The 13,556-nt window shown below is 71.9% G+C and carries 13 protein-coding genes and 1 pseudogene; 10 read left to right on the top strand and 4 right to left on the bottom strand.

Translation table 11 applies throughout. The features are described 5' to 3' along the window. Positions 1-6: 6 nt before the first annotated feature. On the bottom strand, positions 7-825 hold the full coding sequence (locus QUE47_RS04850; RefSeq protein WP_434019729.1) for a CPBP family intramembrane glutamic endopeptidase: 819 nt from the start codon (positions 823-825) through the stop codon (positions 7-9). A gap of 250 nt (positions 826-1,075) precedes the next feature. Here QUE47_RS04850 and QUE47_RS04845 point away from each other — a divergent pair, with 250 nt between their 5' ends. From QUE47_RS04845 to QUE47_RS04805, 9 genes and pseudogenes are all read left to right on the top strand, one after another. Next, complete coding sequence (locus tag QUE47_RS04845) at positions 1,076-2,197, top strand: hypothetical protein (protein WP_286218800.1); 1,122 nt, start codon at positions 1,076-1,078, stop codon at positions 2,195-2,197. A gap of 247 nt (positions 2,198-2,444) precedes the next feature. Next, on the top strand, positions 2,445-3,179 hold the full coding sequence (locus QUE47_RS04840; protein WP_286218799.1) for a hypothetical protein: 735 nt from the start codon (positions 2,445-2,447) through the stop codon (positions 3,177-3,179). After that, positions 3,172-3,477, top strand: coding sequence for a transcriptional regulator (locus tag QUE47_RS04835; RefSeq protein WP_286218798.1), 306 nt, complete (start codon positions 3,172-3,174; stop codon positions 3,475-3,477). Before QUE47_RS04840 ends, QUE47_RS04835 begins: the two co-directional genes overlap by 8 nt. After that, positions 3,474-4,502: an ABC transporter ATP-binding protein gene (locus QUE47_RS04830; protein WP_286218797.1), complete on the top strand. Its 1,029-nt coding sequence runs from the start codon at positions 3,474-3,476 to the stop codon at positions 4,500-4,502. The genes QUE47_RS04835 and QUE47_RS04830 overlap by 4 nt, the downstream gene beginning before the upstream one ends. Continuing rightward, entirely contained in the window at positions 4,499-5,353 is an 855-nt protein-coding gene (locus QUE47_RS04825; protein WP_286218796.1) for an ABC transporter permease, read from the top strand. Before QUE47_RS04830 ends, QUE47_RS04825 begins: the two co-directional genes overlap by 4 nt. Before the next feature lie 237 nt (positions 5,354-5,590). Then, a complete protein-coding gene (locus tag QUE47_RS04820; protein ID WP_286218795.1) occupies positions 5,591-7,246 on the top strand; it encodes an ABC transporter substrate-binding protein in 1,656 nt (551 codons plus the stop codon). Positions 7,247-7,351: 105 nt separating this feature from the next. Further along, complete coding sequence (locus tag QUE47_RS04815) at positions 7,352-8,440, top strand: ABC transporter permease (protein WP_286218794.1); 1,089 nt, start codon at positions 7,352-7,354, stop codon at positions 8,438-8,440. 1 nt (position 8,441) lies between these two features. Beyond that, complete coding sequence (locus QUE47_RS04810; protein ID WP_286218793.1) at positions 8,442-9,581, top strand: ABC transporter permease; 1,140 nt, start codon at positions 8,442-8,444, stop codon at positions 9,579-9,581. Further along, positions 9,578-11,313: pseudogene (locus QUE47_RS04805) on the top strand (dipeptide ABC transporter ATP-binding protein). The gene QUE47_RS04810 and the pseudogene QUE47_RS04805 overlap by 4 nt, the downstream one beginning before the upstream one ends. Before the next feature lie 60 nt (positions 11,314-11,373). On the opposite strand, the gene QUE47_RS04800 reads toward QUE47_RS04805, so the two are convergent. Further along, on the bottom strand, positions 11,374-11,682 hold the full coding sequence (locus QUE47_RS04800) for a copper chaperone (protein ID WP_286218792.1): 309 nt from the start codon (positions 11,680-11,682) through the stop codon (positions 11,374-11,376). 132 nt (positions 11,683-11,814) lie between these two features. Here QUE47_RS04800 and QUE47_RS04795 point away from each other — a divergent pair, with 132 nt between their 5' ends. Further along, positions 11,815-12,534, top strand: a complete 720-nt coding sequence (locus tag QUE47_RS04795; protein WP_286218790.1) for an HdeD family acid-resistance protein — start codon at positions 11,815-11,817, stop codon at positions 12,532-12,534. 111 nt (positions 12,535-12,645) lie between these two features. Here QUE47_RS04795 and QUE47_RS04790 read toward each other — a convergent pair whose 3' ends face one another. Together QUE47_RS04790 and QUE47_RS04785 are read right to left on the bottom strand one after the other, a co-directional pair. After that, entirely contained in the window at positions 12,646-13,092 is a 447-nt protein-coding gene (locus QUE47_RS04790; RefSeq protein WP_286218789.1) for a hypothetical protein, read from the bottom strand. Between the two features lie 5 nt (positions 13,093-13,097). Beyond that, on the bottom strand, positions 13,098-13,556 hold the full coding sequence (locus QUE47_RS04785; RefSeq protein ID WP_286218788.1) for a hypothetical protein: 459 nt from the start codon (positions 13,554-13,556) through the stop codon (positions 13,098-13,100).

The raw sequence follows: 13,556 nt of genomic DNA, 5'->3' as shown, positions 1-13,556 counted from the left end.
CTCGGTCTAGAGACCCATCGCCGCCCGGACCGACGCGGGCAGCAGCGCATAGCCGACGAACGCGACCACGTCGAGCAGCGTGTGGGCGATCACGAGCGGGACGACGCGCCGGCGGCCCCACCGGGACGTGTAGAACCAGGAGAACAGGACGCCCATCGCCACGTTCCCGAGCGCCGGGCCGAACCCCTGGTACAGGTGGTACGAGCCGCGCAGCAGCGAGCTCGCGACGACGAACTTCACGCGGCCCCACCCGAGGTCGCCGGTCCGCTCGAACAGGTAGCCGACGACGATCACCTCCTCGAGCAGGGCGTTCTTCAGCGCCGCGAGGATCAGGACGGGGACGGTCCACCAGTAGGCGTCGAGCCCTGAGGCCTGCACCTCGACGGTGATCCCGAGCGCGCGCCCCGCCACGTAGAACGCGATCCCCGGGATCCCGACCGCGGCGGCCAGCGCGAACCCCCAGCCGACGTCGCGCAGCGGCCTGCTCCCGTCGAGCCCGAGCGCCGCTCGCGCCGACCGCCCGCGCGCGGACAGCAGGTACAGGGCGAGCGCGACCGGCACCAGCGCGAACGCGATGCCGAGCAGCTGGTACGCCAGGTCGAGGTACGGACGCGGGGACCGGGTCGGGTTGAGCTGCGTCGACTGGTCGGCGAGCGCCGTCTCCTGGGCGAGCCGCGACAGGATGTTCACGACCGCGTACACGGCCGACTGGCCGAGGCTCAGGCCCAGGACGATCCAGATCTCGGTCGCGATGCGGCGGCGGGACGGCGTGCCGGACGGCGGCTCGGTCACCGTGGTCTGCACGGGCGGCTGGTCGTCGGGCACCTCCCGGTTATAGCACCGGTGATCCCCCGGTCTGCCGCCGCCGGCCGCGTACGGGACACACACCGACCCGTCACAGGTTCGCCCGGGAACCGTCCCCGGCTCCTCAGGGTTCGTCCGGATCCGGGACCTAGCGTGTCGCCGTGACCATCCTCGACCCGTCTCCCGAGACCCGGGAGCAGCCGACCGTGCAGATCCGTCGACCGGCGGAGCCGCGGACCCCCGCCCCGCCCCCGCGCCGCCGAGCATCTCCGTGACCCAGGTGATCGCGAGCGCGCTCGCGGCCGTGAGCTCGACCCTCGCGCTCTCGTACCTCGGCGTCGCCGGGACGATCATCGGTGCCGGGATCGCCAGCGTCATGACGGTCGTGGGCAACTTCCTGTACACGCACTCGCTGCTGCACACGCGGCGGCGCGTGCAGGCGCTCGTACCGACGTCGAGGTCCCGCACGGGCACGAGCGGCGGAGAGCCTGCGGCGGGCACAGCCGGCTCGGGCGGCTCGGACGACCGCACCCCGGACGGCAACCACCGCGGGCACACCGCGGTGCAGGACACGCTGCCCGGGCTCGAGACGGTGGGCTGCACCTGCGGCCATGCTGTGGTGCCGGGAGGCGAGTCGGACGAGTCGGACCGCGTCGCTCCCGCTCCCGGGGCCCGGGGCCCGGCCGGGTGGTCGACCCGGCGTCGCATCGTCGTCGCCAGCGTCGCGCTGTTCGGCGTGATCCTCGCCGCGGTCACGGCCTTCGAGCTCGTGGTGGGCAAGCCTCTGACCGACGTCCTCAACGGCCAGGAGGGCTCGGGCTCCTCGATCTCGACGGTCGTCGGCTCGTCGGGCGGGTTCGTCGACCGGGCGGCCTCCGACGGGTCGCCCGACGATCGCTCCGGGACCGCCGGGGGCGGCACGTCGACGACCGAGGATGCCCGCTCCGGGGCCGCCGACGCGAACGACGGAGCGGGCGGTTCGGCGAGCACGGACGGTTCGTCCGGCGGATCCGGGTCGACGGGGAACGCCGGCACGGGTGCCGATACGGGCTCGGGTGCGGACTCCGGGTCGGACACGGGCTCGGGCACGGGCGCGGGCACGGACAGCGGCTCAGGCTCTGGTTCTGGCACGGGAACCGGCAGCGGCACCGACAACGGCTCAGGCACCGGCTCTGGCTCGGGGTCGGGGTCAGTAACCGGCACCGACACCGGGTCAGGTACGGGCGGCGGGACCGGTACGGGCACCGATGCAGGCACGGGTACTGGCACAGACACCGGAACGGGTACAGACACGGGCCTCGGCGGTTCGGCCGGCTCGGGCGACGATGGGGCCTCCGTGCCGACCCCGGCGCCGACGACCTCGACGAGCAGCAGCCCGACGCCCGTCCCCTGATCGACGTCGGCCGACGGCCCGCCCGCTGACCGGCCCCTCTCCCGTTCCCTGCCGCCCTCGGCCCGTGCCCGGGGCTCCCACGCCCTCCGCACTGGCGACGCTCGACCAGGCACCGCGACGGTGCGCGCGGCTCCCAAGCCCCGCGCGGAGGGCGCGCGACCAGGCGCCGCGAGCGGCCCCTCTTGTGGACCGACCGATCGTGTGGTTGGCTGCAAAGTAGTTTGCAGTACAAACCTCAGGAGCGATGATGCCCACCGAGCCCGACGCCGAGCCCGAGCCTGCCGACCGGCGCGAGACCGACGACGCGCCGCTCGACCCTGCCGAGAGCCTGCGCCTCATCCGCGACCAGCAGCAGCGCGCGGGCGCGCTGATCCCCGACGGGCGACTCCTCTACCTGGTCTGGGGCGCGGCGTGGCTCCTGGGCTTCGTCGTCCTCTGGGGCAGCTCACGCACCGGCGGCGGGGCCGGGTTCGCCTGGACGCCCGACGCGGCCGAGGTGCCGGCGGCGCTCCCCGCAGGGTGGGCCTTCGCGGTGTACTCGGTCCTTATCGCCGCCGCGATCGCCGTCACGATCGTGCACAGCGTCCGGCGCGGGGCCGGCGTCCGCGGCCCCAGCGCCCGCACCGGAGCCCTCTACGGGTGGTCGTGGTTCCTCGGATTCCTGGTCATGGCCCTGCTCGTGGCCGGCATCGCGTCCAGCGGCGCGAGCGCAGACGTCGTGGCCCGGGTCGCCAACGGCTCCGCCTGCCTCGTCGTCGGCATGGCCTACCTGATGAGCGCGCTGCTCTGGGAGGACCTGCGCCTGTACGTCCTGGGCGCGTGGATCCTCCTCGTCGGGGGCGTCGCCTCGCTCTTCGGCCTGCCGGCCACCTACCTGGTCATGGCGCTCGCGGGCGGCGGCGGGTTCCTCGTGATGGCCGCCGTCGCACACCTGGCCGTCGTGCGCGGTCGGCGGGAGGAACGCGAGGCCCCACGTGCCTGACGAACCGCTCGACCCCGTGATCCACGCCGCCTCGCGCCTGCGCGTCGTCGCGACCCTCGCGGCGCTCGTCGTCGGGGACCAGATCGCCTTTCCCCGCCTGCAGAAGCTGCTCGACATGACGGCCGGCAACCTCTCGACCCACCTGCGCCGCCTCGAGGAGGCGGGCTACGTCGTCGTCCACAAGACGCACGAGGGCCGGACCCCAGCGACATACATCGAGCTCACGCCTCGCGGCCGGCGGGCGTTCGATCAGTACCAGGAACAGCTGACCGCGTTGCTGAAGGGAGCAGGGTCATGACTGCGAGGGCTATCGGGTTCGGCGCCGGGCTCGGCACCGAACCACAGGTGCAGCCAGGGCGAGGAGCGCCGGACGACGTCCCGGTCGTCTCCGTCGAGTCCGTCACCAAGCGTTTCGGGGAGGTCGTCGCGCTCGACGACGTCTCACTGACCGTCGGCGCGGGAGAGCTCGTGGGGATGCTCGGCCCCAACGGAGCCGGGAAGTCGACGCTCCTGTCGCTCGTCGGCGGCCAGCGACGGCCCGACGCCGGTGCCGTCCGGCTCGTCGGTGCGGACCCGCGCGACGCCTCCGCGCGCGTCTCGCTGGGCGTCACGCCGCAGGAGACCGGGCTGCCCCCGACGCTCAAGGTGCGCGAGGTCGTCGAGTTCGTCGGTCGCCACTACCCGCACCGCGTCGACACGGCCGATCTGCTCGGCGAGTTCGGCATCAGCGACCTGGCCCGTCGCCAGACGGGATCGCTCTCCGGGGGCCAGCGGCGACGCCTCGCCGTCGCGCTCTCGCTCGTGGGCAGACCGCGGGTCGTGCTGCTGGACGAGCCGACGACGGGTCTGGACGTCGGGGCCCGGCAGGCGCTGTGGGCGGCGATCCGCCGCTACCACGCCGACGGGGGCACGGTCCTGCTCACGAGCCACTACCTCGAGGAGGTGCAGGAGCTCGCGGAGCGGGTCGTCGTCATCGACCGGGGGGTCGTGCGGGCGGACGACTCGCTCGACGCGATCCTCGCGCGCGTCGCGCTGCACCGGGTCGTGGTGCGCAGCTCCGCCCCGCTCGACGCGCTCCCCGGGGTCGTCCGGTCGGAGCGGTCGCCCGCGACGACGGGCAGCGGCCGCCTCGACCGGTTCGAGCTCTACACGCCCGACGCCGACGCCCTGGTCCGTGAGCTCGTCACCTCGGGCGTGACGTTCAGCGGGCTCGAGATCCGCGGCGCGTCGCTCGAGGAGGCCTTCGAGGAGATGGTCGCGGTGCCCGACGGCTCGGACGGCACGAGCGGCACGAGCGGCACGAACGAGGGGAGCGCGCGATGACCCGGCGAGAAGCGAGGGGCCAGACCCCGACGGCCGCGACGCCGTCCGGCACGCCGACGACAACCGTGGGAGATGCGGGAGGTGAGAGCGCAGCGCTACCCGGGCTGCTGGCGCTGTCGTGGCTGCACCTGCGGTTCCAGTTCCTCGAGACGGTGCGCGTGCCGATCGCGGTGCTCGGCAACCTGATCTTCCCCGCGCTCGCCATGTTCTTCTTCGTCGTCCCGCAGGAGGCGGTCGCCGGGAACCCGCTCTTCGCGACGGTCGCGGTCGCCGGGCTGAGCCTGTTCGCGATCTGCTCCGCGAGCCTGTTCACCTACGGGCTGGGTGTCGCGGAGGACCGGCAGCAGCCGTTCGACCCGTTCGTGCGGTCGCTGCCCGCGGGCCCCGCGCCGCGCATGATCGGCCGCGTCCTCAACGGCGCGATCTTCTCGCTGTTCGGGATCGTCCCCGTCGTGCTCATCGGGTGGTTGTTCACCGAGGCGTCGGTCACCGCGCTGCAGCTGCTCGCCGGGATCGCGACGGTCCTGCTCGTGGCGGTGCCCTTCACGCTGCTGGGCATGGGTGTCGGTTACTCGTTGTCCGCCAAGGCGGCGCTGCCGGTCGTGCAGGTGATCCTGTTCCCGCTCGCGTTCGCCGGCGGCCTGTTCCTGCCGCCCCAGATGTTCCCGTCGTGGCTCGACGGGATATCGATGGCGACCCCGACCCGCGCCGGGCGCGACCTCGTGATCCAGGCGCTGACGGGGGAGCCCGCGTACTCCGGTGCGTGGCTCGTGCTCCTGGGCTGGACGGCGGCGTTCGCCGCGCTCGCCGTCTGGGCCTACCGCCGTGACGAGGGTCGAAGGTTCCGCTGAGGGCTGCGTCGAATCACGGTTCCACCATGAGGACTACCCGATACCTCAAAACCGGGTAACGGTTGTGTCGCTGTGATCCGCACGAGTGTTCCAGGTAACAATCGGCGCCTCTCGGTGTGCTACGAATCGTTCACCCGCAACAGCGGGACGGGTCGGCAGGAGTCCACGCCGACCCGGATTCGAAGGGGCGCGCACAGGCGGGATCGACGCCTGGCGCGCGGGACGAGAGGTTCATCCATGATCTCGATGCGCAGGAGCGGACGGCGGATCGCCGCCGCGACGGCAGGTATGGCGACGGTCGCGCTGGTGCTGACCGCGTGCGGCGGCAGCAGCAGCGACGAGGAGGGCACGTCCGACGGCGCCGCCTCCGGCGGGGGTGGACCGATCACGATCGGCACCACCGACAAGATCACCTCGCTCGACCCTGCCGGCTCGTACGACAACGGCTCGTTCGCGGTGATGAACCAGGTGTACCCGTTCCTCATGAACACGCCGTACGGCAGCCCCGACGTGGAGCCCGACATCGCCGAGTCGGCGGAGTTCACCTCGCCGACCGAGTACACGGTCACGCTGAAGCCGGGCCTGACGTGGGCCAACGGCAACGACCTGACGGCGTCCGACGTGAAGTTCTCGTTCGACCGCATGGTCGCGATCAACGACCCCAACGGGCCGGCGTCGCTCCTGTACAACCTGGAGAGCACCGAGGCGCCCGACGACACCACCGTCGTCTTCACGCTGAAGAGCGCCGACGACCAGGTGTTCCCGCAGATCCTCTCGAGCCCCGCGGGCCCGATCGTCGACGAGGACGTCTTCGCGGCGGACGCGATCACCCCCGACACCGAGATCGTCGACGGCAACGCCTTCGCTGGCCAGTACGCGATCACCAGCTACAAGCAGAACGACCTCATCGCCTACGCGGCGAACCCGGACTACCAGGGCCTCCTCGGGGCCCCGAAGACCGAGCAGGTCAACGTCAAGTACTACGACGAGGCGTCCAACCTCAAGCTCGACGTGCAGGAGTCCAACATCGACGTCGCGTTCCGCAGCCTGTCGGCGACCGACATTGACGACCTGCGCGGGAACGACGCCGTCAAGGTCGTCGACGGCCCGGGTGGCGAGATCCGCTACATCACCTTCAACTTCGACACCCAGCCCTACGGTGCGAAGCAGGACGACGCCGACGAGACCAAGGCGCTCGCCGTGCGCCAGGCGGTCGCCGACCTCATCGACCGCGACGAGATCGCGGAGCAGGTCTACAAGGGCACGTTCACGCCCCTGTACTCCTACGTGCCCGACGGCCTGACCGGGGCGACCGAGTCGCTCAAGGAGATGTACGGCGACGGCTCCGGGGCCCCCGACGCCGACAAGGCGACGAAGACCCTGGAGGACGCCGGCGTCGACACCCCGGTGACCCTCGACCTGCAGTACTCGAACGACCACTACGGTCCGTCGTCCGCCGACGAGTACGCGCTCATCAAGGACCAGCTCGAGAAGAGCGGCCTGTTCACGGTGAACCTGCAGACCACCGAGTGGGTCCAGTACTCCAAGGACCGCACCGCCGACGTCTACCCGGCCTACCAGCTCGGCTGGTTCCCGGACTACTCGGACGCCGACAACTACCTGACGCCGTTCTTCCTCAACGAGAACTTCCTCGGGAACCACTACGAGAACCAGGCCGTCAACGACGAGATCCTCGAGCAGGCCGTCACGGTCGACCCGGACGCCCGCACGGCGCTCATCGAGAAGATCCAGGACGACGTCGCGGCCGACCTCTCCACCGTGCCGTACCTGCAGGGTGCCCAGGTCGCGGTCGTGGGACAGGACGTGAGCGGCGCCGAGGACACCCTCGACGCGTCGTTCAAGTTCCGCTACGCCGCCCTCGCCAAGGGCTGATCCCCGGCTGATCCGCCACCAGGCCCGCGTCCTGGCGGTCCCTCCATCGAGGGGCCGCCCGGACGCGGGCGGCGTGCGCCTCGGCGCAGTTCTCGGAAGGACCCCATGAGCACAGAAGCACCAGCCGGCCCGGCGACAGCCGCGGCCCCGGCGACGAAGCAGCGCAGCAGCGGGGGAGGGCTCGGCCGGTACATCGTCGTCCGGTTCCTCCTCATCATCCCGACCGTCTTCATCCTCGTCACGACGGTCTTCGTCCTGATGCGCGCGACGGGCGACCCGATCACCGCGGCGCTCGGCGGCCGCCTGACCCCCGACCAGCTCCAGGAGCGCATCCACGCCGCGGGGTACGACCGGCCCATCCTGGTCCAGTACCTCGACTACCTCGGCGGGCTCGTCCGCGGGGACTTCGGCACGACCCTCAGCGACAACCGGCCCGTGACCGAGGTGCTGACGACGTTCGGCTCGGCGACGCTCGAGCTCGCCGCGTACGCCCTCGTCGTCGCGTTCCTCGTCGGCATCCCGTTCGGGCTCGTCGCCGCCTCGCGCCGCGACCGGCTCCCGGACGCGTTCCTGCGCGTCTTCGCGATCCTCTGCTACGCGACCCCCGTGTTCTTCGCGGGCCTCCTGCTCAAGCTGGTCTTCTCCGTCGGGCTCGGCTGGTTCCCCGTGGCAGGCCGAGCGTCCACCGGCACCGAGATCCAGCTCCAGACCCTCGAGAACCCGTCCGGCTTCTACCTCATCGACGCGATCCGCACCGGCGACCCCGCCGCGGTCAGCGACGTCCTCATGCACGCCGTGCTCCCGGCGGTCGCCCTCGGCCTGCTGACCGCCGGGGTGTTCCTGCGCCTCGTGCGGACCAATGTCATCGGCACGCTCTCGACGGACTACGTCACGGCCGCGCGCTCTCGCGGTGTGGGGGAGGGCCGGCTCCTGCGCAAGCACGCGTGGCGACCCGCGCTGATCCCGATCATCACCGTGATCGGGCTGCAGATCGCGCTGCTGCTCTCCGGCGCGGTGCTCACCGAGACGACCTTCGAGTGGAAGGGGCTCGGCTTCCAGCTCGCGCAGTACCTCCAGGCGCGCGACTTCGTCGCCGTGCAGGGCATCGTCGTCCTGATCGCCGTCGTGGTGGCGCTGACGAACTTCATCGTCGACGTCGTCGCCGCGCTCATCGACCCGAGGGTGAGGTACTGACATGAGCCAGAACCCCAGCGCCACGGCGCACGCCTCCAACGGATCGCCCGCGCCCGCGGCGGCCCCGGCGCGCCGACCCTCCCTGTTCTCCCGGCTCCCGGTCGTCAGCCACCTGAACCAGAGCGTCGGCCTCCAGCGCTTCATGCTGGTCGCCGGCCTCGTCATCACCGGCGTCTTCCTGCTCGTGGCCGTCCTCGCGCCGGTGCTGGCGCCCTACGGCTTCTCCCAGCTGCGCACCCCCGAGGGCGCGTTCGGCGCCCAGCAGCCTCCGTCGTCCGAGCACTGGCTCGGGACGACCGTGGGCGGGTACGACGTCCTGTCCCGCGTGATCTGGGGTGCGCAGACCGCGGCGCTCGTGATCATCGTGGCGATCGTCGCCTCGATCTTCCTCGGGATCCTCATCGGGCTCGTCTCCGGCTACTTCGGCGGCTGGCTGGACCGGGTGCTCGTCGTGGTCGCCGACGCGATCTACGCGTTCCCGTCGCTGCTGCTCGCGATCCTCGCCGCGATCGTCATCTCGGGCGGGCGGTCCAACCTCTGGGGCGGGATCCTCGCGGCGGCGCTGTCCATCACCGTCGTCTTCATCCCGCAGTACTTCCGGGTGATCCGCGCCGAGGTCGTGCGCATCAAGACCGAGGCGTACATCGACGCAGCCCGGGTGATCGGCACCCCGCACCGACGCATCATGGTGCGTCACGTGCTGCGCAACTCGACGCGGACGCTGCCGCTGATCGTCACGCTCAACGCCTCCGAGGCGATCCTGACCCTCGCCGGTCTGGGGTTCCTCGGGTTCGGCATCGAGCCGACCGCCGCCGCGGAGTGGGGCTACGACCTCAACAAGGCGATCGCCGACGTGTCGTCCGGCATCTGGTGGACGGCGCTGTTCCCCGGGCTCGCGATCGTGCTCGCCGTCCTCGGGATCACGCTCGTCGGGGAGTCCTTGAACGACCTCGCCGACCCGCGGCTGCGGTCGCGGCGAGCGAGCAAGCAGGTCTCGGGGGACGTCGCCAGCACGTCGGTGGCCGTCGAGGGCGGCGTCGTCGTCGACGTCACCGAGCCGGGCGCTCCCATCGGGGACCCGCTGCGCGACCCGGCCGACCGGCCCGGCCGGACCAGCGACACGACGGAGGGACGCTCATGAGCGCCACGACCACCACCCAGGGCGCGCCCGCGGCGTCGGACGACGTCCGTCACGTCGTCGAGATCCGTGACCTCGCCGTGTCGTTCGCCACCGACGCCGGCGCGGTCCGCGCGGTCGACGGCGTCGACCTGACGGTCCGGCCGGGCGAGGTGCTGGCCGTCGTCGGCGAGTCCGGCTCGGGCAAGACCGTGACCGCGTCCACGATCCTCGGGCTGCTGCCCGAGAACGCGACGACGCGCGGCGCCGTCGTGCTGTCGAACAAGGCCGGCACGGACGAGCACGACATCGTCGCGCTCAGCCCGAAGCAGCTGCGGCGGGTGCGCGGGACCGACGTGGCGATGGTCTTCCAGGAGCCGTCGGCCGCGCTGAACCCGGTGTTCACGATCGGGTGGCAGATCACCGAGGGACTGCGGGCGCACGGCGCGGTCTCCGCGAAGGAGGGCCGGGCGCGGGCCGTCGAGATCCTCGCGCGGGTCGGGATCCCGGACCCCGAGGAGCGGGTGGACCACTACCCGCACCAGTTCTCCGGCGGGCAGAAGCAGCGCATCATCATCGCGATGGCGCTCGTGCTCGACCCGGGTCTCATCGTCGCCGACGAGCCCACGACGGCGCTCGACGTCACCGTGCAGGCCGAGATCCTCGACCTGCTGCGGCGCGTGCGCGACGAGTTCGGCACGGCGATCGTGCTCATCACCCACAACATGGGTGTCGTCGCCGACCTCGCCGACACCGTGGCGGTCATGTACCAGGGCAAGGTCGTCGAGCAGGCCGCGTCGCACGACCTGTTCACCGACCCGCAGGACGACTACACGAAGCGCCTGCTCGGTTCCGTCCCACGCATCGGCGAGGCGCGGGAGCGCACGGCCGCCCGCGCTGCTGCCCGCCCCGACGGCTGGGCCGAGGCGCCCCCGTCGTCGCGGCGCGAGGGCTCGAGATCACCTACCCGGGCCGGTTCCGCCGGCCGGGGTTCCCGGCCGTCCGCGGCGTGGACCTGACGATCCGACCGGGCGAGGTGCTCGGCCTCGTCGGCGAGTCCGGTTCCGGGAAGTCGACGATCGGACGGGCGATCGCCGGGCTCACACCGGTGACCGGCGGTTCGCTGTCGGTGCTCGGCGTCGAGATGAACGGCGCGCGCCCGCGGCAGGTGCGCCCGGTCCGCGAGCGCATCGGGTTCGTCTTCCAGGATCCGTCGTCGACGTTCAACCCGCTGCTGACCATCGCGGACGGCGTCGCGGAGCCGCTGATCGTCCAGGGCCGGGCCCGTGACCTGCGCGAGGCACGGCCGCGGGTCGACGAGCTGCTGGAGGCCGTCCAGCTCCCGCGCGCGTACGGCGACCGGTTCCCGCACGAGCTGTCCGGCGGGCAACGTCAGCGGGCGTCGCTCGCACGGGGACTCGCGCTGGAGCCCGAGCTGCTCGTGGCCGACGAGCCGACGTCGGCCCTCGACGTGTCGGTGCAGGCGCGGGTGCTGGAGCTGTTCGCCGAGCTCCAGGCCGAGCTCGGGTTCGCGTGCCTGTTCATCTCGCACGACCTCGCGGTGGTGGACCTGCTCGCCGACCGGATCGCTGTGCTCTACCGCGGCGAGGTCGTCGAAGAAGGGACGGGCGAGGAGGTGCTCGGTTCGCCGAAGGACCCGTACACCCAGCGCCTGCTGGCGTCGCTGCCGGTCCCTGACCCGGTGCTGCAGGCTGCGCGGCGCACCGAGCTGGCGCGGCTGCGGTCCCTGGACTGAGTCGACCCCGGTCGGCGGGCTCTCGGGTCCGCCGACCAGGGGCGGCCGACCGGGCGACGGTCAGGACGTGTGCGCGGCCTCGTCGTGCGCCGCCTGACGGGCGCCGGACTGCTCGGCGGCCTCCGCCGCCACCGCGTCGGCCGTCGTGCTCGTCCCGTCGACGTCGAACCTGGCGTCGCGCAGGACTCGTGCGAGGTCCTCGGCGTCGAGCGAGTCGTGGGACAGCACGGTCACGCGTGCTGTGCCGCCCCCGCGGATCTCGACGATCACGTCGCCGACGCCGTCGGTCGCCTTGAGCGTGGACTGGATGCGGGCGACGCCGTCGCTCCCCGTCACGTCGTGGACGTCGAGCTTGGTCACCGTGGTCATCGCTCGTCCCTCCTCGTCGGCGAGCGCACCCACCGTCGGGCGTGCTCCTCGTCCAGCCTAGAGCGTCGTCGCGGTGGACGTCGGCAGCCCACGACACGGGCGCGGTGTTGGTGTCGCGCGCCCGCACGCGGGATGATGCTGTCGCCGCACACCCGCCGGACGGGCGGGGTCGTCACGGACCGACGTCGAGGAGCCACGCATGGCCAGCAACACCTTCCCCGCTCAGCCCCCGCCGCGTTCGCGGAGCTGGCGCACAAGATCTGGTACTGGCCGGTGATCCGCGGTGTGCTCACCGCGATCTTCGGGATCATCGCCGTCGTGTCGCCGAACGCGACCGCGACCGCGCTGGTCCAGGTGTTCGGCATCTTCGTGATCGTCGACGGGCTCGTCAGCCTGATCGACGGGCTGCGGCGCAAGGGCTCCGCCGCCGGATCGTTCAACACGGGGCTCGGTGTCGTCGCCGTGATCTTCGGCGCGGTCCTGCTGATCTTCCCCAAGGTCTTCATCGGGATCGTCCTGATCCTCGTCGCCATCTGGGCGATGCTGCTCGGGATCTTCCAGATCACGCTGGCCCTGGGTATGCGTCGTGGCTCCGGCAAGTCGTGGGTGTGGAGCCTGATCGTCGGGATCCTCCTGGTCGCGCTGTCGATCACCTGCTTCGCCCAGCCGGAGGGCGTCACGAACCTGATCGTCCTCCTCATCGGCATCTTCGCCATCGTCATCGGTGTCACGTTCATCGTGCTCGGCCTCAAGCTGCGCACGCTCGGCGCCCCCGTCGAGGCGACGGCCGGCCCTGCGGTCGGCGGCACGAAGCCGGGCGAGGTCGTCGAGGGCGAGATCGTCGAGGAGTGACGAGCACGAAGTACCAAGAACCAAGCAGCGAATGACGGTGGCGACGGGCGCAAGCCCGTCGCCACCGTCATGTCACCAGAACCGCTACCAGGCCCGTCACCCGAGCCGGGATCAGCCCTCTGCCGGGGCCTCCGGGTCGGCCGCGTCGTCGTCCGGCCCGCCGTCCGAGCCGTCGTCGTTCTTCTTCGCGGTCGCCGCGGTCAGCGGGAGGGGGCCCACGTACCGCCCCACCTCCGTCGTCGGCTCCCCGGCGTCGCCGGAGAGCGCCTCGCTGATGAGGTCGGCGATCTTCGCTCCTTCGTGCGGCCACTGCGGGGCGGGCGCCTGGGTGTCCTCGTGCAGGATCTCCTCGACGGCGAGGACGTCGAAGTCGTGGCCGATCGGGCTGAACTTGCCGACCGCGTGGTACGCCGCCCCGGGGAGGAGTGCGACCTCGTTCGAGCGGCCCTCCAGGAGCGACGACACGTCCCGCGCCGTGCGGTTGAGGAACGCGACGACCGCCACCACGCCGTCGTTGGCGACGACCTCGGTGATGTCCTTCGAGCTCGGGATCGCCACGTTCGTCAGGAAGAGCGTGGGGGCATCCCGTCCGTCGCGCGGAGCGCTCGGTAGGAGATCCCCGAGAACGGCGGCAGGGCGAGGACGGCGTCGGCGATGTCGTTGCTCATGGGAACAGTCTGCCCCGGCCGAGCGGGTGCGGGGTACGTCGAGGGCGCATCGCTGTCAGTCGCGCAGCGGCCGGCACGGGATCGCGCCCCGGTACCGGTCGCGCTCGGCGACGGACGGCAGCCCGGCCGCAGCAGCGCCGAGACGATCAGCTGCTCGATCCCGTCGTCGTCCACGGGCCAGGACGGCTCCGGCCCGGGCTCCCGCACGAGCTCGGTCGCGACGAGGACGTCGAACCGGGTGCCGGTCGGGCGGAACGAGAACGCGGCGCCGAACACCGCGCCGGAGAGCACGGCGACCTCGGTGCTCCACGGATCCGGGGACAGCGCCGACACGTCGCGTGCGGTCTGGTTCAT

It is taken from the genome of Paraoerskovia sediminicola (assembly GCF_030296575.1).
In the GTDB taxonomy this organism is placed as follows: domain Bacteria; phylum Actinomycetota; class Actinomycetes; order Actinomycetales; family Cellulomonadaceae; genus Paraoerskovia; species Paraoerskovia sediminicola.
The sequence above is the reverse complement of the archived record's forward strand: the minus strand, read 5'-3'. Positions and strand labels throughout refer to the sequence as shown.

Coding starts and splice junctions, on each gene's coding strand:
- QUE47_RS04815 (WP_286218794.1), top strand. CDS start 7,352: ATGAGCACAGAAGCACCAGCCGGCCCGGCGACAGCCGCGGCCCCGGCG.
- QUE47_RS04825 (WP_286218796.1), top strand. CDS start 4,499: ATGACCCGGCGAGAAGCGAGGGGCCAGACCCCGACGGCCGCGACGCCG.
- QUE47_RS04820 (WP_286218795.1), top strand. CDS start 5,591: ATGATCTCGATGCGCAGGAGCGGACGGCGGATCGCCGCCGCGACGGCA.
- QUE47_RS04785 (WP_286218788.1), bottom strand. CDS start 13,556: ATGAACCAGACCGCACGCGACGTGTCGGCGCTGTCCCCGGATCCGTGG.
- QUE47_RS04800 (WP_286218792.1), bottom strand. CDS start 11,682: ATGACCACGGTGACCAAGCTCGACGTCCACGACGTGACGGGGAGCGAC.
- QUE47_RS04840 (WP_286218799.1), top strand. CDS start 2,445: ATGCCCACCGAGCCCGACGCCGAGCCCGAGCCTGCCGACCGGCGCGAG.
- QUE47_RS04830 (WP_286218797.1), top strand. CDS start 3,474: ATGACTGCGAGGGCTATCGGGTTCGGCGCCGGGCTCGGCACCGAACCA.
- QUE47_RS04810 (WP_286218793.1), top strand. CDS start 8,442: ATGAGCCAGAACCCCAGCGCCACGGCGCACGCCTCCAACGGATCGCCC.
- QUE47_RS04795 (WP_286218790.1), top strand. CDS start 11,815: ATGATGCTGTCGCCGCACACCCGCCGGACGGGCGGGGTCGTCACGGAC.